The sequence below is a fragment of the Actinopolyspora sp. BKK2 genome (assembly GCF_011291845.1).
In the GTDB taxonomy this organism is placed as follows: Bacteria; Actinomycetota; Actinomycetes; order Mycobacteriales; family Pseudonocardiaceae; genus Actinopolyspora; species Actinopolyspora saharensis.
The window spans coordinates 106021-124376 of record NZ_JAANTE010000007.1 but is presented as its reverse complement, the minus strand read 5'-3'; the positions used below and the strand labels follow the sequence as shown (position 1 = coordinate 124376).

At 66.2% G+C, this 18356-nt stretch carries 14 protein-coding genes; 2 read left to right on the top strand and 12 right to left on the bottom strand.

Annotated elements, in window-relative coordinates:
• Positions 1–97: 97 nt before the first annotated feature.
• The 7 genes from G9Q41_RS15660 to G9Q41_RS15630 all read right to left on the bottom strand — a co-directional run bounded on the left by G9Q41_RS15660 (position 98) and on the right by G9Q41_RS15630 (position 10241).
• On the bottom strand, positions 98–973 hold the full coding sequence (locus G9Q41_RS15660) for a DegV family protein (protein WP_165633212.1): 876 nt from the start codon (positions 971–973) through the stop codon (positions 98–100).
• Positions 974–1043: 70 nt separating this feature from the next.
• Complete coding sequence (locus G9Q41_RS15655; protein ID WP_165633213.1) at positions 1044–1658, bottom strand: histidine phosphatase family protein; 615 nt, start codon at positions 1656–1658, stop codon at positions 1044–1046.
• Complete coding sequence (rsfS, locus tag G9Q41_RS15650) at positions 1655–2080, bottom strand: ribosome silencing factor (RefSeq protein WP_165633214.1); 426 nt, start codon at positions 2078–2080, stop codon at positions 1655–1657. Before rsfS ends, G9Q41_RS15655 begins: the two co-directional genes overlap by 4 nt.
• Before the next feature lie 512 nt (positions 2081–2592).
• Positions 2593–3528 carry a DUF2247 family protein gene (locus tag G9Q41_RS15645; protein WP_165633215.1) on the bottom strand — a complete coding sequence of 312 codons (936 nt, stop codon included), beginning with the start codon at positions 3526–3528 and terminating at the stop codon, positions 2593–2595.
• 465 nt (positions 3529–3993) lie between these two features.
• Positions 3994–4428 (bottom strand): hypothetical protein, encoded by a 435-nt coding sequence (locus tag G9Q41_RS15640; RefSeq protein WP_165633216.1) that lies wholly within the window; start codon positions 4426–4428, stop codon positions 3994–3996.
• A 69-nt stretch (positions 4429–4497) separates the two neighbouring features.
• Positions 4498–5007 carry a DUF2247 family protein gene (locus tag G9Q41_RS15635; protein WP_165633217.1) on the bottom strand — a complete coding sequence of 170 codons (510 nt, stop codon included), beginning with the start codon at positions 5005–5007 and terminating at the stop codon, positions 4498–4500.
• Positions 5004–10241, bottom strand: a complete 5238-nt coding sequence (locus G9Q41_RS15630; RefSeq protein WP_165633218.1) for a DUF6531 domain-containing protein — start codon at positions 10239–10241, stop codon at positions 5004–5006. Before G9Q41_RS15630 ends, G9Q41_RS15635 begins: the two co-directional genes overlap by 4 nt.
• Before the next feature lie 273 nt (positions 10242–10514).
• Between G9Q41_RS15630 and G9Q41_RS15625 the strand changes: the two genes are divergently transcribed.
• Positions 10515–11126 (top strand): RICIN domain-containing protein, encoded by a 612-nt coding sequence (locus tag G9Q41_RS15625; protein ID WP_165633219.1) that lies wholly within the window; start codon positions 10515–10517, stop codon positions 11124–11126.
• Between the two features lie 318 nt (positions 11127–11444).
• Here G9Q41_RS15625 and nadD read toward each other — a convergent pair whose 3' ends face one another.
• The 5 genes from nadD to G9Q41_RS15600 all read right to left on the bottom strand — a co-directional run bounded on the left by nadD (position 11445) and on the right by G9Q41_RS15600 (position 15958).
• Entirely contained in the window at positions 11445–12083 is a 639-nt protein-coding gene (nadD, locus tag G9Q41_RS15620; protein WP_092523332.1) for a nicotinate-nucleotide adenylyltransferase, read from the bottom strand.
• 163 nt (positions 12084–12246) lie between these two features.
• Positions 12247–12468: a ferredoxin gene (locus G9Q41_RS15615; protein ID WP_092523334.1), complete on the bottom strand. Its 222-nt coding sequence runs from the start codon at positions 12466–12468 to the stop codon at positions 12247–12249.
• Positions 12469–12519: 51 nt separating this feature from the next.
• A complete protein-coding gene (locus G9Q41_RS15610; RefSeq protein WP_165633220.1) occupies positions 12520–13728 on the bottom strand; it encodes a cytochrome P450 in 1209 nt (402 codons plus the stop codon).
• Between the two features lie 109 nt (positions 13729–13837).
• Positions 13838–14443: a TetR/AcrR family transcriptional regulator gene (locus G9Q41_RS15605; protein WP_165633221.1), complete on the bottom strand. Its 606-nt coding sequence runs from the start codon at positions 14441–14443 to the stop codon at positions 13838–13840.
• A gap of 219 nt (positions 14444–14662) precedes the next feature.
• The gene (locus G9Q41_RS15600; RefSeq protein WP_165633279.1) at positions 14663–15958 is read right to left on the bottom strand and encodes a glutamate-5-semialdehyde dehydrogenase; all 1296 of its coding nucleotides are present in this window, start codon (positions 15956–15958) and stop codon (positions 14663–14665) included.
• Between the two features lie 266 nt (positions 15959–16224).
• Here G9Q41_RS15600 and G9Q41_RS15595 point away from each other — a divergent pair, with 266 nt between their 5' ends.
• Complete coding sequence (locus G9Q41_RS15595) at positions 16225–18315, top strand: RecQ family ATP-dependent DNA helicase (RefSeq protein WP_165633280.1); 2091 nt, start codon at positions 16225–16227, stop codon at positions 18313–18315.
• Positions 18316–18356 lie beyond the last annotated feature (41 nt).

Below are 18356 nucleotides of genomic sequence, written 5' to 3'. Positions count from 1 at the left end.
GCCCGTTCACGGGGCGCTCAGAACACCGCGAGCAACGTCCTGTGCACAGTTCGAGGCGTTGTGGACGAACCGAAGCCGGGAAGCCGCGCGGGGCGGATCACGCGTCCGGCGCGCCCTGCTCGCCCGGCAGCACGACGACCCCGACCGCCCCCGGGCCCACGTGCGCGCCGACGGTGGGGCCGATCTCGGAAATCACGCAGTCCGAGCAGGCGGGCAGGCGGGCGAGCACCGACCGGGCCAGCGCCTCGGCGCGTCGGGGCGCCGCCAGGTGGTGCACGGCCAGCGCGACCGGTTCCGAGCCGACCGGATCGGGCAACGCCCCGACCGCGAGCTCCTCCAGCCTGCTCAGGGCCCGTCCCGTCGTCCGGACCTTCTCGGTCGCCTCGATCAGCCCTGCGCGCACCCGCAGCAGCGGCTTCACCGCCAGCGCGGTCCCCAGCAGCGCCGCCCCGACGCCGATCCTGCCGCCCCGGCGCAGGTACTCCATCGTCTGCACCGAGAACAGCACGGTGGCGCGCCGCGCGGTCCGCTCCGCCGCGGCGGCCACTTCCGGCAGCGAAGCTCCCCGCGCGGCGCGAGCAGCCGCGGCCAGCGCGGCGAAGCCGAGTCCCATCGCTGCGGAACGCGAGTCGAGCACCCGGATCCTGTCCGGGTCCACCTCGCGAGCGGCCACCCGGGCGGCGTCGCAGGTGCCGGACAACTCCCCGGACAGGTGAATCGAGAGGACCCCGTCCGCACCCGCGCTCAGCGCGTCCCGGTAGACCCGGACGAACTCGGGCACGGTGGCCCCGGAAGTCGTCACCCGCCGCCCCGTCTCCAGGGCGGCGGTCAGCTCATCCGGGGTGAACACCGTCTCGGGCCTGGAGTCGGCCTCGTCCAGCCGCACGTGCAGCGGGACCACGCGCAGCCCGTGCGAACCGGCTCGCTCGGGCGGGATGTAGGCGGTGGAGTCCGTGACGACGGATACGGTCACGGGGCGGCCTCTCCGGCGGGGAGAGCGGAGGGTCTCGCCTCGGGGAGGTCCGCCGGTTCCGACGGCTCGTTCATTCGGGCAGTCCGCCGTTGTAGGTCAGCAGGCGCCAGCCCTGACGTCCAACGGCGTTGTGCGTCAGCACCGCCCACCTGCAGTTGCCCACGCCGCCCAGGCTCGGCCACATGTCGGTCGGCCACTCCAGCAGCCGGGCGGTCAGCGCCGTTATCAACCCGCCGTGCGCGCACACCAGGGCGGTTCCCCCGCAGGCCTCGTCGAGCTCCCGCACCACCTCGTGGGCGCGCTCGGCGACCTCGACCCTGGACTCACCGCCCGGTGGAGCCCAGGTCGGCTGGGCACGCCAGGTCCCCATCTGACCGGGCCAGCCGTTCTCCACCTCGGCCCCGCTGAGTCCCTGCCACTGGCCGACGTGGGTCTCCCGCAGCCGCTTGTCCAGCCGCACTTCCCGACCGCTCACCTCGGCGTAGGCGGCGGCGGTCGCGGCGGCACGGCGCAGATCGGAACTCACCACCACCTCGGGGGTGAACTCGGCGATCACCGGGGCGGCCCTCTTGGCCTGCTCCAACCCCGCTTCGGTGAGTTCGCTGTCCAGGTGCCCCTGGATGCGGCCGGTCACGTTGTACTCCGTCTCACCGTGCCGCCAGAGCACCAGTCGCTGCAGGGTCACGCCTGCCCGCCCTCTTCGTCCCGGTCCGCTTCGTCCCGGTGCGGCGTGGAACCGTCCGCACCCACGTCCTCCGCGAACTCGATGACCGGGCAGTCCTTCCACAGCCGCTCCAGCTCGTAGAAGGCGCGCTCCTCGGAGTGCTGGACGTGCACGATCACGTCGACGAAGTCGAGCAGTACCCAGCGGCCCTCTCTGGTTCCTTCCCTGCGAACGGGTTTGGTACCCGCCGCGCGCATCTTCTCCTCGACCGACTCGACGATCGCGTCCACCTGACGCTCGCTGGGGGCGGAAGCGATCACGAAACAATCGGTGATGATGAGCCGGTCGGACACGTCGAGCAGAAGGAGATCCTCGGCCTTCTTGTCCGACGCCGCCCGCGCGGCTACCAACGCCAATTCACGGGCGTCTTCACTGGCTGCCACATCGCTCCTCTCGGTGGCCACGGTCTGCGACCCATACCCGAACGAGGATAACCATTCGACGTGCGGAACGCGGAACGCGTGGGGAGCTAAGCCCGCACGGGCCGACCGCGCTCCTCCGCTGCCGGTCACGGCAACCGGGCACGGCGCTGCGGCACTGCTTCGGGGCCCGTCCTCCCCCCGCTCGGCCCGTCAGCCGTGCTGCCGCGTTCGACGTGCCCCGTGAGCCGCCTCGCTCCGCGGGGCTGTCCGGCGCTGCGGTCCCGGTGGCTGCGGGCCGATGCTGCGGCCGTTCCGCGCCGCCTGGGATCGAGGAGGACAGCCCGTCTTCGACTGCCGCGCTGCCACGCCGTTGCGAGTCTCAGATGTCGACGGACTCCTGCGCAACACCGCTGACGCATCCACCACGCGAGTTCACCCCTCGCCACCCAATACCGCCACCCACTCAGCCATCTTCAGCGAGTGCTCCACATCATCAACGGAATCCAACGTCTCCGAACGAACCCCCCTGCACATCAATTGAGTGCATAACCTTCAGATAACTCTTCGGATAGGTCGTTTATCAATTTTCTAAACTCCCAGGAAGGATGTGTTTTTCGAATCGATACCATTTCTCCGGTATAGTGATTTATTACGTATAGATAGTGTGACCCACAAAAAAACCTCTCCCTTGGAGACCCTAAAGTTCCGTAAATATCGTTAATTTCATCCTGCTTCTCATCTGAATCGATTTTCTCGTCGATATCAATAAGATGCGCCAAAATCCACGCCTTCAGTATTTTTTCTGGGTCCGATTTTTCGCTATCCAGTTTTTCCAACTGGCTACAAAGGTCGAGCATTCCCTCCTTCCCTTCGAAGTCGTAGACTGCTAGCCGCACCGCACGGTCGTCGGCGGCATCACGCTCTTCCGCGAGGACATCGGCTGCGTAGTCTGCTACGGCATCAACTCCTATCCAATCATGTTCGATCCCGTATCGGAGAACCGCCCAAGATGCCAATCCCAAACTTCGCAGTACTCGAAATTCCTTCATCTGTTCCCCAACGGTTTTTAACGATTGAATAGGTCCACCCCGGTGATCCGTTATCTGCTGCAGCAGTGCTCTTTCCGCCCTCATGTCCAGCTCGAAATGATCCGATCGTGCTGTGACCAGTATATTTCCCTCCAAAGGATCGATATCGAGGTCGACAATTTTTCTGCTGCTCTGCCCTCGTATCACGAGACTCTCGACATCGGAGAAAGTGATATGAAGATGGAGGGTGTCAGCTCCTCGTTGCGCCCACTTTTTCGGCATCGTGGTGGGCAGATCCGGCATGTCGAATCTGAGATCGACACTGTTTCTTCCGTTTTTGAGGTAAGTCTCGTCGACCCGCGCTCCTCCCAACCGGGGAGCATGGTAACCGTATATGGCCCGGACCCCTTCTGTACTGTCGACGAGGTCGAGCCAGCTCACTGTTTTCCTACTTCCCGAAGGTGTACTGATCGCGTGTTTCTGGGGCCGTTCCAGTCCACTACTCCTTCGGGCGAGGAGGAGCGCACGTGAAGCGAGGGCCCTGCTTCCGGTGCTGCGATGGTTCCGGCGATGCGGAGTCCATCGATGAGGGCGTTTTCGGGGACGGCGATACCATGTTTATCGTCCCCCATGGTTCTACGGTTACCGCCACTCGCGCCGGTCAATGAGTTCGAAGGATACCCTGCTCGGACTCCCCTGCAAAACTGATTCAGGGTCCTTTCCCGCGCCGAGACACCCAACGCCTCTCGGAGGACAGGGATACAGTCCCTCTACGCCTCACAGGTCCGTGCCGTTATGGAGCCATCTTATCCTCCTGCACCTGAGCTAGCCCGGCACCATCGGCGAGCTCAGCTACCTCAGTGATGACGCCACCCCACCCCCCGGTCTCAGTTCCAGAACAAGCTCTCAGAGGTCGAGTCCCAGGAAGCTGGACACGATTTTGTCGCAGTCGGCACGCTGTTGATTCACACCGAGACGTAGGTAAGTGCTGTCGAAAACTTCGACCAAAAACTCGCAATCGTCGTATTGTCCGGACGAGAGTGCGGATTCAAGTGTCGGAAACTTCCAAAGGTCGAAGGCAACGAATAAGATGTTGATAGCCTGCACCATGCCCCCGGAAAGTTCCTTCACTTCGTTCCAGGACAACCCGATACCTGACGGAGAGGAAAACGCCGACTCTCCGATATCATCGATAGACCTCCCCTGAAACGGGTCACCAGGTCCCTCCACCTCGAGCAGCCTCCACTCCAGATCATTGTTCGGCAGAACCCTCAACGCGTCGTTGACATCCGGAACTTTCTTGCCAGGGCGGATCTCATGATACTCGATCAAGGACGACACACACCCCACCAGAGTCTCAACGAGCCCCCTACACAACACCGCCGACGCACCCACCACTCGAATCCACCCTCAACAATCCCTCCTGACAGACAACTCTTCGGACAACTCGTTTATCAACCTTCTGGCTTCATCGAGAGGACATTCCTCATGAACAGGAGGAGTTTTCCCGGTGGAATAATCGAATTCATCGTACCTACTACAAAATCGCATCTCTTCCGGGTATTCCAAACTCGCGTAAGCCTCACCGATCTTGTCTATTTTTTCTTCCGAGTCCTCCCAATTTTTCTCGATAACGGTAAGCCTTACCAGGATCCACGTCTTCAGTATTTTTTCCGGGTCCGCGTCCTCGTTGTTCAGTTTTCCCAGCTGGCCACAGAGATCGAGTGCTTCCTCCTTCCCTTCGAAGTCATACACCGCCAACCGCACTGCGCGATCATCGGCATCCTCTCGCTCTTCCGCAAGAACATCGGCTGCGTAATTCGATACATCCTCAAACGATACCCAATTCTCCTCCAACCCATATCGAAGCACCGGCCAAGACGCCACCCCTAAACTTCGCAGTACTTGAAATTCCTTCATCTGTTCCTCCTTGGAACTTGGTTCGGCTTTCCTGTTATTTCTCCTCCCCTAATAAATCTTCTATGTGTCACAGATTCGCGGCTGACCACCCATTCGAACACCCCCGACTTTCCGTCAAGCTCCCCTTTTAGTTGATACAGATCAGAGTAATGAGAAAAGACGCCTCCATCTTTTCTGGTTTCAATCTTGAAATGACTACCCGTTTTTGCGTGATTATCGACTATAGCGGGGAAATTATGATCCCTGTCAAGCTTATATTCCCTTAGACTTAGGGGAAGTCCGCTGACTCCCGGAGCATCGCTTGGTCCGCCCAGCGAATTTCTGCCGAGTGTACCGAGGGCGATGGCCGCCTGGGTGAGGTGACTGAAGCGGTCGTCGGTCTGCTTGGCCAGGTGTGCCGAGCCCAGCTGGTCCCAGAAGGCCGTGACGCCGGTGGTGTTGTAGACGCAGCCGAGGATCGGAAGTTGTCGGTTGCCGCGGTCGCAGGATTCCGCTGTCGAGCGGAAGGCCTCCACGGGTTGCTGCAGACCGCGTAGTGTCGCGGACCCGACGGCATGGAGTCCTTCTCCAACCCCGGACAACGCCTCGGAACCGGGACACGAGCTTTCTCCGCTCCCCGGGACCCACCAGCACCTGCCGCTGGGGTCGACGGCGACGCCCGGCCGGTCGGCGGCGTAGGCGTAGGTCGAGGTGTGCGGCTCGTCGGCACGTGGTGTCGCCGGGTCGGTGCTGGTGAACCGTCCCGTTTCCGCGCGGTACTGCCGGTCCCGCAGGTTGTGGAGCCCCAGCGTGTCGTCGCGGTACGCACCGGTGAAGCGCAGCGGGTTCGAGGGTGCTGATTCGGCGTGCTGTTGGGTGTTTCGTGTGCTGCCGAACGGTTCGTAGTCGTAGGAGTGCTGCTGCTCGCCCTGCTGGGAGAAGACGTCCCGGACGCTGCCGATCCAGTCGTGGGCGTAGTACTGGTTCGTGGTCCCCGTGCGGGTCATCACGGGAGTGCCGCCGGGGCCGGTGCGGTAACTGCGATCGGGGCTGCCGTCCGGGCGGAACTGCACCGCCAACCGCGGCAGCGGATTGTTGATGTCCCACCGCGAGATCGTGGTCTCGTTTCCCCTGGTGGCGGCGATGCGATTGCCGAGCGCGTCGTAGGAGAGCTCCGTGGTGGTCCCTGCGACGGTCGCGCTCGTCATCCGGTCGCGGAGGTCGTACTCGTATGTGGACTCACCCGCGCGGACCTGGTTGCCATCGGCGTCGTAGCCGAATTCGGTCGTCTTGTCCGGTCCGGCACGTGAGGTGAGCTGGTTGGCGGCGTCGTAGCTGTAGTTGAACTCGCCCGGGTTCTCCAGGCCGGTGCGGTTTTCCGTGACCCTGTTTCCGAGGAGGTCGTACTCGTAGCGCACCGCGTGCTCGGCTCCGGTGCACGTGGTGGTGCCGTAGCAGGCCGCCGTCACACGGTTCGCGGAGTCGTAGTCGTAGCTCGCGGTGGTGCTGGTGCCTTTTCGGTTGGTCACGATCTTCGTCGGGTTGCCGACCGGGTCGCGGGTGAGTCGGAACCGCGCCAGCGGTGTGTCCTGGTTGCTCGTTCCGATGCTGGTGATGCGACCGAGCCGGTCGTAGGAACGTTTCTGGACGTGACCGGTGGGGTCGGGGTACTGGATGCTGGTGAGGTTCCCCGCCGTGTCGTATCCGTAATTCGTGGTACCGCCGTTGGTGGTCTGGCTGACCATACGACCGTTCTCGTCGAACGTGGCCTCGACCGTGGATCCGTCGGGCAGGCTGCGTCGGGTGACGTTGTCGCTCGAGTCGTAGCCGTATTCGAAGGCCTTGCCGTTGCGCACCGCCGAAGTCAGCCGGTCCGCCGCGTCGTAGGTGTAGGTGGAACTCCCCCGTGGATCGGAGGTACCGATCCGCCTGCCGTCCGCGTCGTAACTTCGGGTGTGGACCGGCCCGTTCTCACCGAGCTGACTGCGGACCAGACGCCCGTGCAGGTCGTAGCGGTTGGTGATGGTGCCGGCTGCCTCGGTGGCGGCACCACCGGGTTGCCCTGCCGCATTGCCCCGAGCAGTGACGATCTTCGTCCGGTTTCCGTTGGCGTCGTAGTCGAAGGTGCGGGAACGTCCGAGCGGGTCGGTGCGTTCGATCAGCCGTCCGGCCGCGTCGTAAGCGAATGTGGTGCGATTCCCGTTCGGGTCGACGCGAGCCGTGCGTTCCCCCGCCGCGTTGTACTCGTGACGAGTCGCCTGCTCGGGCTTGTCCGCATCGCTTCCCAGTACGCTGACCAGTCGATTCGACTCGTCATAGCCGAATCGAACCGTGTTGCCGTTGGCGTCGGTGCGACTGGTCAGCAGGTTCGTGGCGTCGTAGCTGCGCTCGGTGGAATTGCCGCGCGGATCGGTGGTGCTGACGAGGTTGCCCGCGGCGTCGTAGGAGTATCGGGTGGTGAACCTGCTCGGGTCGGCACCGTCCGCGTGTCCGCGTTCGCTGACCGAGCTCGTCTTGCGGCCATCGGCGTCGTAGGTCCACGTGCGTTTCGTACCCAGCGGGCTGATCGTGGCGGTGCGGTTGCCCGCGACGTCGTACTCGTACTCGGTGACCGCACCGCGCGGGTCGGTCACGCTGAGCAGTCGATTCTTCTCGTCGTAGTCGTAGCGGGTGACGTTGTCCAGCTCATCGATCCGCGCGGTGACATTGCCCGCCTCGTCGTACTCGACCTCGCGGGTGTTGCCCAGTGGGTCGGTCACGGAGACCGGCCGATCCAGCGCGTCGTAGGTGGTCCGGGTCGTGTTCGTGCCACCCCCGACTGCGGGCCGATGTATCGCCGTGCGGTTGCCGTTGAAGTCGTACTCGAACGTGGTGGTGAACCGGGCGGAGTCCGCCCCGGAAACGTTGCCGCGCGGTGTGGTCACGCTTTTCCGCAGTCCGGCGGCGTTGTAGGTGTAGCTGGTGCGTTCTCCGGCCGGATTCGTCTTCGACTTCAGCAGCCCACCCGGTGTGTAGGTGTACGTGCTGGTGCGATCCAGCGGATCGGTCGTGCTGACCAGACGGTTCGCGTCGTCGTACTCGTAGCGGGTGGTGTTTCCGGCCGCGTCGGTCGTGGAAGTTCGATTGCCGGAACCGTCGTAGGAGATCGTCTGCTTGTTCCCGCGCGGGTCGGTGACGCTACGCAGCCGGTCCAACGCGTCGTACTCGTAAGTAGTCCGGAACTCGCTCGGATCCGCCCCCTCGACGTTGCCACGCGGGTCGACCGACCAGATCATGTTCCCGGTGCTGTCGTATCCGAAGGTGGTGCGGTTGCCGAGTGGACTGATCTCGGCGACGCGATTGCCCGCCGCGTCGTACTCGTAACGCGTTGCGTTCCCGCGTTCGTCGGTCACCGAGGTGAGCAGCCCGCGGTCGTCATAGGTGAAGCGCCGCTGGGTTCCGTCGGCCGCTGTCACCGTCGTGCGTTCGCCGTAGTCGTTGAACCGCTGCTCGACGACACCGCCGGCCTCGTTGCTCCGTGACGTCGGATTGTTGTGCGTGTCGTATTCCGCAGTGACGTTCAATCCTGATTCGGGGATGCCGACCGAAGTGAGATTGCCCGACGAGTCGTGGGCCATGCGGTATTGGCGTCCCAGCGGATCGACGACCAGGCTCGACTCGAGATCCTCGTCGAAGCGATACAGCGTGCGGTCGCCGTTTCCGTTCTCCTGATACTGCAGTACACCGTTGCGGTACCCGTCGTAGCTCTTGCGCCCGTCCGGGCCGGTGATGGTGGCTTCCTGCTTTTCCTGATCCCACGCGTAAGTGGTGCTCGCCCCGTTGCCGTCGCGCTGTTCGACGATGCGGCCCGAATCCGGGTCGTAGACGTTGGTAACCACGACACGTCCCGCGGGATCGGTGACGGTGGTCAGGCGATCGGCGGAATCGTATCCGTAAGTGGTGGTCCCACCCTCAGCGTCGCGGACCTCAGACAACCTGCCCTCGGAGTCGTAGCTGTAGGAGACGTACCGCTCATCGGGCAGGGTGAGCTTGGCCAGGCGCCCATTCGAATGGTGCTCGACGCGGACGGTTCGGCCCGCCGCATCGGTAACAGTGTTCAGACTTCCGCCGTCGTAACCGAACTCGAGGCCTTGGCCCCGTTGGTCGTGAATCGACAACAAGCGGCCATCGGCGGCGAACGACAGCTCGCGCTGATCCGGGGTAACCGCGCGGAAGCCGCCACCGTCCCTGGCGAACAGCTGGGTCCGCACCCCCGGTGGTGCCCGATAGCCGCTCAGATAGCGCCGGAACGTCGCCTCCGAACCGTCCTCGGCACGAAGGATCACTCGCGGTTCGTTCGGCAGCGGAAACAGGCGCATGCCGTAGGACCAGTTCCACCCGGGCCCGAGCGCACCGTCACGGGTGTCCGAGGAAACATAGGTGCGCTCCGCGGCGAAGGTCTCTCCGAAACCGGGCAGCGTGAGATCCGTGCGGTTGAGGTTGTACGCCCCCGTCGCCGTGTTGACCGGGTCGCCCCGCAACCCGTTGAGCACCGATGTGCACCCCAGGCTCGTTCCGGCGGAACATCCCTGACCGTGTCCGAACTCAGGCTTCGGAGGCACCGGTAGACGCCTCGGTGAGGCGACGTTGGACAGTGTTTCAACAGCGGGCTGTTTTGGGTCGTAGGAGACCGAGAGGCGGATCTTGTACTGCTGCCCGGCCTCGATTGGTGGCGGAGTTGCCCCCAATGACGGACTGAAGGTGTAGCAGTAGGCCGTGCGTACACCGCAGCGCAGTTTCGTCAGATCTTCGGGAAAGAACTGGACATACCAGCGATCAACCGATTGCCCGGACTCGTCCAGCAGATCGAAGTACATCTTGGCGTAGTCGGTGTCCGGCAGGTTGAAGTACAGGCGCATCGAGAGCTTGCCGGTAAGCGTTCCCGGGGCCAGATGCACATCGGTGGCGCCGCTACCTGCAGCCGCGGACGTACCGGAGCGAACACGAGGCTGTGCTGCCCGCTGTCGGTCTCGATGGCCTGGCTTGGTGAACGGTTCGGTCGGGGCCCGCTGGTCCGGGGACAGACCGTGGTGCGACAGCGAGGTGAACGGAGTCCGCGACGTGCTCGACTCGGCCGCATCCTCACGAGGAGGTTCGGCCGCGACAGCTTGAGTCGGGATGGTGACCAGCGAAACCAGCAGTGTCCAGGCCACCAACAGCGTCAGGATCATCGCGCCGCGCCGCGTTCCGATACGCACAGCCGGTGCGTCGGGCATGACATCCCCCAGTGAGGAAAACGAGAAACAGTCCGCGCGGAGACCACCGGAAAAACAACCAAGATCTCTCCACGCCGCCGAAGGAGGCTAGGGGACACGAAAGACCGACACAACGGTCGAGACCGTTCCGATCGCAAATACGTCCATATGGACCACGCAGTTTTGCAACGATCACCAGCATCCCCGTGTGCGATTTGTCACGATATTTTTTCTTGGCGTGCTTACTCCCGCTCGCTAGGTTCGACGCAATCGTGTGACCAACAAGGAGATGCGATGAGCAAAACACACCGTGTCCTCGGAACAGTCATCATGGCGATGTCGATATTCGCGTTGTGCACGACACCTGCCTTCACTTCCACTGCCCGAAACTCTTCGGACGAAACAAGATTGACATTACGTCCGGCTACCGGAGCACAATCGCGGATGGCAAGACCGCCCAACATTCCAGATGGCGCCGAAGGCCCTTTCCTCATAGCCAGTTCCTACAACGACTTCTGCCTGGATGCGGACCTCAACACGATTGGCGAAAACGGAACGAAAGTCCAGCTGTGGACCTGCACAGACGGAAACACCAATCAGTGGTGGTGGTCGGAAACCACTGATAGCGGACATCGTCGATTCATCAGTCACTACAGCGGCCAGCATCTGGATGCGAACCTGAACAACATCGGTCAGAACGGCAGCGAAGTGCAACTGTGGGAGCCCCTTGCCGGCGTCAAAAACCAGCAGTGGAAGCTCGAGGATTCCTCCGGAGAAAGCTTTAGAATCAGCAGTGTGCACAGCGGTCAGTACCTGGATGCGAACTTGAACAACATCGGTCAGAACGGCAGCGAAGTATACCTGTGGGAATCTCTCGCCGGCGTCAAAAACCAGATGTGGTACTGAATCCCCGGGGCAGCGCAACGCTGGAAAACATGTCTCGGGGATGAGGCATCCCGGCAGCAACGATGGGGCAACCGAGGAACGCCAGCGGTAGGAGCCAGGTACGTATCGGGGGACAGCGGCCAACCGATGGCATCGCGCCTACGACGCGGACGAAAGCGAGGGTTGGCCTCCCGTAGCTCTGGCTGGTATCGGGCAAAACTGGATGCCAAAACCTACGCCCGCTAATGGCCGAGGCGCTTGAACACACCTGGTCGCTCCGTCGTTGGGTTCATCTCCCGACGACGGAGCGACCGGGTGAAGTGGTTCAGCGCACGGACGTCACGCTTCGCTCGGGTTCGGCCCCCACTCCGGTGCTGGTGACTGCCCGAACGTGCGGTACAGCCCGCGCTTGCTGATGTACTGAACGATCCCGTCGGGGACGAGGTACCAGACCGGCATTCCGGCGGAGACGCGCCGGCGGCAGCCGGTGGAGGAGATGGACATGGCCGGTATCTCGACCAGCGTGACCGACCCCTTCGGCAGGTGCTCGTCGTCGAGCGCGTAGCCCGGGCGCGTGACCCCGATGAAGTGGGCCAGGTCGAACAGGTCCTCGATCCGGTGCCAGGACAGTATCTGCTCCAGCGCGTCCGCACCGGTGATGAAGTACAACTGCGCGTCCGGGTACTGGCGTTGCAGATCGGCCAGGGTGTCGATGGTGTAGGTCGGACCACCACGTTCTATGTCCACCCTGCTGACGGAGAACCGCGGGTTCGAGGCCGTGGCGATCACCGTCATCAGGTACCGGTCCTCGGCCGAGCTGACCTCCTCGTGACCCTTCTGCCAGGGCTGCCCCGTCGGGACGAAGAGCACCTGCTCCATGCCGAACTGGGCCTGCACCTCGCTCGCTGCGACGAGATGGCCGTGGTGGATGGGGTCGAAGGTTCCCCCCATGACGCCGATTCGACGGGGTCGCGACATGGTGCCCCAGCCTAACCCGACGCGCCGGGACGTGTGACGGGCAGCCGAGCACGTGGTGATCGACCCCACCCGTGGCTCCCCCGCTCTTGGCGACCGGCACCTCCGCCGCGAATCCGCGTGCGGTCGCGGCGAGCTCCGGATCCGGCGCGCCCGCAGAGCCCGATCAGTACTCGGGGGCCAACTTCCGCCCCGAGTCCGCCTCCCGCACGGTGATGGCCTCCACCGGACAGGACTCCGCCGCGTCGACGACGTCGTCCGCCGGATCGACCTCGGCGCGCACCGGCTGGGAAACCCCGTCCACCAGCTCGAAGTACCCCTCCGCTATCGCCGAGCACATGCCCGAGCCGATGCACGTCCCACCGTCGACCTCGATCCGCCAGCTCATCCGAAAACCTCCAAGTTCCGCATCCACCGATGTCCCGGGAGAAAACCCCGATCAGCCCGCTTGCCAGGCGACCGGAAGTCGCTGGGGCCCGCGCACCAGCATCCCGCTCTTCCACGAAACGTCCTGCTCGGCCACCCCGAGGCGCAGCTCCGGCAGCTCGCCCAGCAGGGTGCCGAGCGCCACCTGCAGCTCCATCCGCGCCAGCTGGGCGCCCAGGCAGTGGTGCGGACCGTGGCCGAAACCGATGTGCGCGTTGGACTCGCGCGCCAGGTTCAGCTCCTCCGGCCGCTCGAAGACCTCCTCGTCGCGGTTGGCCGAGGCCAGGCTGGCCAGCACCGGCTCACCCGCGCGGACCAGCACACCACCCAGCTCCACGTCCTCCAGGGCGTACCTGGGGAAGGCCGCGTTGACACCGAGCGGCACGAAGCGCATGAGCTCCTCGACGGCCTCGGGAACCCGTTCCGAGTGGTTCCGCAGCCACTCGAGCTCGGCGGGGTGGGTCAGCAGCACGTAGACGAAGTTGGGGATCTGGGTGGCCGTGGTCTCGTGCCCCGCGACCAGCAGGCCGACGGCCAGGTCCAGCAGCTCCGTCTCGGAGAGCTTGTCCTGCTCGTCACGCGCCTGTATGAGTCCGCTCAACAGGTCGTCCTCGGGCCGGGCGCGGCGTTGCTCGACCAACCCGGCCATGTAGGCCCGCATCTGCGCGACGTAGTCCTCGATCTGCTGCTCGGAGAGCTTGCTCGTGGACAGGAACGCATCGGACCAGACCCGGAAGTCGTCCCTGTCCTCGTAGGGCACCCCGAGCAGTTCGCAGATCACGGTGATCGGGAGCGGGAGGGCGAACTCCTCGACCAGGTCCAGCGGAGCTCCCTTCCGGCGCATCCGCCCGACGAGGTCGTCGGCTATCCGCTGGGCGCGCGGCCGCAGCTGCTCCACCCTCCGCGCGGTGAACGCCTTGGCCACCAGCTTGCGCAGCCTGGTGTGCTCCGGGGGGTCCATCGTCAGGATCCCCGTGCGCTGCTGAGTCGGTCGCGCTCTCGGCTCGTCCCGCTCGGCCGCTTCGGCGCGGCTGAAGCGCGGATCGGCGAACACGGTTCGCACATCGGAGTACCGCGTGGCCAGCCACGCGGTCTCCCCGTAGGGCAGACGCACCCTCGACACCGGTTCCTGCTTGCGCAACTCCGCGTAGAACGGGTCCAAGCGCAGTCGGTCGGGGGCACTGAACGGGTAGGTTCGCGGCGTCGGGTCGGTCGTGGTCATGCTCGGCTCCCCGGACACGAGACGAAAGTAAGCAACTGCTTACTAGGGTCATCGTAGGCAGCCGCACCCCGCACGAGCACTCCGCCGAACAGGTGGCGTTCCGCGCGCCTCAATCCTCCCCCAGGTCCTCCTCCGGCGCGGGGGCGCTCTTTTCCAGCAGGTACGAGACCGCGCGGGTCACGTGCCCGAGGATCACCTCCTCGGAGGCCTCGGCGAGCGGGTCCTTGCCCAGCACGGAACGCATCATGCCGATGCCGAACAACCAGGCCAGCACCAGATCCGCGCGCAAGTCCGCGTCCGCCGCGTCGCTGAGCCGCGCGAGGCGCTCGACGTAGGACCCGCCGAGTTCGTCCCGCAGCACACGAGCCGCCCGCTCGTCGCTGAACGAGCGCAGCATGGCCACGATCGTGTGCTCGGCCCCGGAACCGGCCCGCTCGGCGAGGACGTTCTCCAGTATCCGCCTCGGCAGCTCCGGGGCGGCGACGCTGTCCAGCAGGGCCTCGCTGTTGTGGCTGAGCACCTCGGCGAACAGCTCCTGCTTGGAACCGAAGTAGCGGAACAGCAGAGCCTGGTTCACCTCGGCACGGGCGGCGACTTCCCGGACCGTGGTCTGGTCGAAGCCGCGCTCGGCGAACAGCTCGGCGGCCGCCCGCAGCAGCGCCGTTCTGGTCGCGGCGGGGTCACGCCTGCGCCGTGGCTGCCGGTCCGCGCACAAACCGCCTCCCGAGACCGAGCCGGGGAATCTGGAGCACCGACGGTAGAGCATGCGGCCCGGAGATTCACCAGGAACTCACGACGAACTGCCTGCAGCGGCAGCGCAGCGGACGCCCCGGCGCCCACGGCGAGCGACCGCAGCGGATCCCCCGAGCGGCGTCGGCTCGAGCTGCCGCGCGCCCAACCGGTGGGCAGCGGCCTCCCCGCGGCAACGGCGGGATCAGTTCGCGGGCCGGACCTGCCCCTCGCCGTGGACCAACCACTTGGTCGTGGTCAGCTCGGGAAGGGCCATGGGCCCACGCGCGTGCAGCTTCTGCGTGGAGATGCCGATCTCGGCCCCCATGCCGAACTCCCCGCCGTCGGTGAAGGCGGTGGAGGCGTTGACCATCACCGCCGCCGCGTCGACCCGCGCGGTGAACTGCTGGGAGGCACGCAGGTCGTCGGTGACGATCGCCTCGGTGTGCCCGGAACCGTGCGCGGCGATGTGCTCGACCGCGTCCGGCAGCGAGTCCACGACGGAGGCCGCGATGTCGGCCGAGAGGTACTCGGTGTCCCAGTCCTCCTCGGTCGCGGGGACCACACCCTCGCCGCCCCCGGCCAGCGCCAGGAAGCGCTCGTCGGCGTGCACCGTCACGCCTTCCGCGCGCAGCGCCTCGACGGCCTCGGGGACGAAGGACTCGGCGATGTCGCGGTGCACCAGCAGGTTCTCGGCCGAGTTGCACACGCCGTAGCGCCGCGTCTTGGAGTTGAGCAGGACGTCCAGCGCGGTCCGCCGGTCGGCTGCCGCGTCGACGTAGAGGTGGCAGTTGCCCACTCCGGTCTCGATCGCGGGCACGGTGGCCTGCTCCACCACCGTCGAGATCAGCCCGGCCCCTCCCCGGGGGATCACCACGTCCACCAGCCCGCGCGCGGTGACCAGGTGGTGCACCGAGGACCTGTCGTGGCAGGGCAGCAGGCGCACCGCGTCCGCGGGCAGCTCGTGCTCGCGCAGCACGTCGGTCAGCACGGACACCAGCGCGGCGTTGGAGCGCTCGGCCGAGGCTGAACCGCGCAGCAGCACGGCGTTGCCCGACTTCAGCGCCAGCCCGGCCGCGTCCACGGTGACGTTGGGACGGCCCTCGTAGACCATGCCGACCACCCCGAACGGCACCCGCACCTGCTGGAGCCGCAGCCCGTTGCCGAGCACGCTGCCGCGCACGACCTCGCCCACCGGATCGGGGAGCTCGGCGACGGTGCGCAGCCCCTCGGCCATGCCCCGCACTCGCTCCGGGGAAAGGGTCAGCCGGTCGACCAGGCTCGCCTCCGTGCCGGAAGCCCACGCCGCCTCCACGTCGAGGGCGTTGGCAGCCAGGATCTCGTCGCAACGATCGCGCAGGGCGTCCGCCAGGGCGTGCAGCAGGGCGTCCTTGGTGTTGCGCGTGGCCAGCCCGAGCTCGTTCGCGGCGCGGCGCGCCCGGCGCGCGTCCTCGCGCACGCGCTCGCGCAGGTCCTGCCCCGTTTCCGGACTCTCCGCCACGGCTACCTGCCCGTCGCCGGATTCGGTGTCGATGCTCACACCGCCAGCTTAGGCGATCCGGGGCTCGGCCCACGCGGGTGGTTCCGGCCGGTGACACCCCACGAGCTCCCGCTGCCTCCCACTGCGGACGCCCCGACGTCGGCGACGTCTCCCCGCGCTCCGGCGGGGTCGTCCGCGCCGGAGCACCACGGAGGAACCGGACCGGTTACCTCGCGCCGAACGGCCTGCGCAAGAATCGGCGCGTGGACGAACAGGCTCTTCGCGAGATGGCCGAGCAGCACCTGCGCGCGCTGGCGGGACCCGACGCCGAACTACGCGAGGACCAGTGGAGCGCCATCCGCGCCCTGGTGCTGGACCGGCGACGGGCCCTGGTCGTGCAGCGCACCGGCTGGGGGAAGTCGGCGGTGTACTTCGTGGCCACCGCCCTGCTGCGCGAGCTCGGGGAGGGGCCCACGGTCATCGTCTCCCCGCTGCTGGCCCTGATGCGCAACCAGGTCGACGCGGCGGCGCAGGCCGGCGTGCACGCCGTCACGATCAACTCCGCCAACCCGGAGGAGTGGGCCTCCGTCGAGGAGGAGGTCGCCATCGGCGCGGTGGACGTGCTGCTGGTCAGCCCGGAGCGGTTGAACAACCCGGAGTTCAGGGACAACGTGCTTCCCGAGCTGACCCGCAACACCGGGCTGCTCGTCGTCGACGAGGCCCACTGCATCTCCGACTGGGGGCACGACTTCCGCCCCGATTACCGCAGGCTGCGCACCCTGCTCACCGAGCTGCCCGAAGGCGTGCCCGTGCTCGCCACCACGGCCACCGCCAACGACCGCGTGGTCCACGACGTGTCGGAGCAGCTGGGCGTGACCGACCAGTCCGACGGCGCCGACCGCCCGCTGGTGCTGCGCGGCACCCTCGACCGGGAGAGCCTCCGGCTCGGGGTGCTGCGGCTGCCCGAGCCCCGGCAGCGCCTGGCCTGGCTGGCGGAGAACCTCGATCGGTTGCCCGGTTCGGGCATCATCTACGCGCTGACGGTCGCCAGCGCCGAGGAGACCGCCGACTTCCTCCGCGAGCGCGGCTTCGAGGTGAGCTCCTACTCCGGCCGGACCGGTGCGGCCGAGCGCGGCGCGGCCGAACAGGCGCTGCTGAACAACGAGGTCAAGGCCCTGGTGGCCACCTCTGCCCTGGGGATGGGCTTCGACAAGTCCGACCTCGGGTTCGTCGTGCACCTGGGCGCCCCCGCCTCCCCGATCGCCTACTACCAGCAGATCGGCCGCGCGGGGCGCGGCGTGGAACGCGCCGAGGTGCTGTTGCTGCCCGGCCAGGAGGACCAGCGGATCTGGGACTACTTCACCTCGCTGACCTTCCCGCCCGAGGCGACCGTGCGCGCGGTGCTGAACACGCTCGACCAGGCGGACCGCCCGCTGTCCACCGCCGCGCTGGAGCCCCACGTCGAGCTGAGCCGCTCCCGGCTGGAGATGGTGCTCAAGGTGCTCGACGTGGACGGGGCCGTGCAGCGGGTCAAGGGCGGCTGGACCAGCACGGGCAACCAGTGGTCCTACGAGGCCGAGCGCTACGAGCGGATCGCCGAGCAGCGCCGCGCCGAGCAGCGGGCCATGCTCCAGTACCTGGAGACCACGCAGTGCCGCATGGAGTTCCTGCGCACCGAGCTCGACGATCCGCACGCGGCCCCGTGCGGGCGGTGCGACAACTGCACCGGCACCAGGCTCTCCGAGCAGGTCTCCGCGGAATCCGTCGAGCAGGCGCAGCACCACCTCGACCGGGCGGGAACGCCGCTGACCCCCCGCAAGATGTGGCCGAGCGGGATGCAGTCCGTCGGCATCGAGATCACGGGCAGGATCCCCGCGGACGAGCAGCACGAACAAGGTCGCGCTCTCGGCAAGCTGACCGACATCGCCTGGGGGAGCAGACTGCGCGAGCTGTTCGCCGCGGACGCGGCGGACGGGCAGGTCCCCGAGGACCTCGTGCAGGCCTGCGTGCGCGTGCTGGCCGAATGGGACTGGGCGCAGCGGCCGGTCGCCGTCCTGGGAGTCGGTTCCCTGAGCAGGCCGCAGCTGGTCGGCAGCCTGGCCGAGCGGATCGCCGCCATCGGAAGACTGCCGCTGCTCGGCCAGGTGGCCCCCGATCCGGCCCGGCGGGTCTCGGCGAGCCCGAACAGCGCACGGAGGTTGGCCGGCCTGTGGAACAGGTTCGAGCTGCCCGCCGGGAGCTCACCGACCGAGCTCGGCGGCCCGGTGCTGCTCGTGGACGACTACACCGACACCGGGTGGACCCTCGCCGTCGTGGCGAGGCTGCTGCGCAGGGCCGGGGCTCCGAGCGTCCTCCCGTTGACCCTGGGAACCACCTGATGGTGCTTCGCCAGTACGTTCATCCGTTGTCCCAGAAGGGC

Coding starts and splice junctions, on each gene's coding strand:
- G9Q41_RS15635 (WP_165633217.1), bottom strand. CDS start 5,007: ATGAAGGAATTTCAAGTACTGCGAAGTTTAGGGGTGGCGTCTTGGCCG.
- G9Q41_RS15630 (WP_165633218.1), bottom strand. CDS start 10,241: ATGCCCGACGCACCGGCTGTGCGTATCGGAACGCGGCGCGGCGCGATG.
- G9Q41_RS15625 (WP_165633219.1), top strand. CDS start 10,515: ATGAGCAAAACACACCGTGTCCTCGGAACAGTCATCATGGCGATGTCG.
- nadD (WP_092523332.1), bottom strand. CDS start 12,083: ATGTCGCGACCCCGTCGAATCGGCGTCATGGGGGGAACCTTCGACCCC.
- G9Q41_RS15615 (WP_092523334.1), bottom strand. CDS start 12,468: ATGAGCTGGCGGATCGAGGTCGACGGTGGGACGTGCATCGGCTCGGGC.
- G9Q41_RS15610 (WP_165633220.1), bottom strand. CDS start 13,728: ATGACCACGACCGACCCGACGCCGCGAACCTACCCGTTCAGTGCCCCC.
- G9Q41_RS15595 (WP_165633280.1), top strand. CDS start 16,225: ATGGCCGAGCAGCACCTGCGCGCGCTGGCGGGACCCGACGCCGAACTA.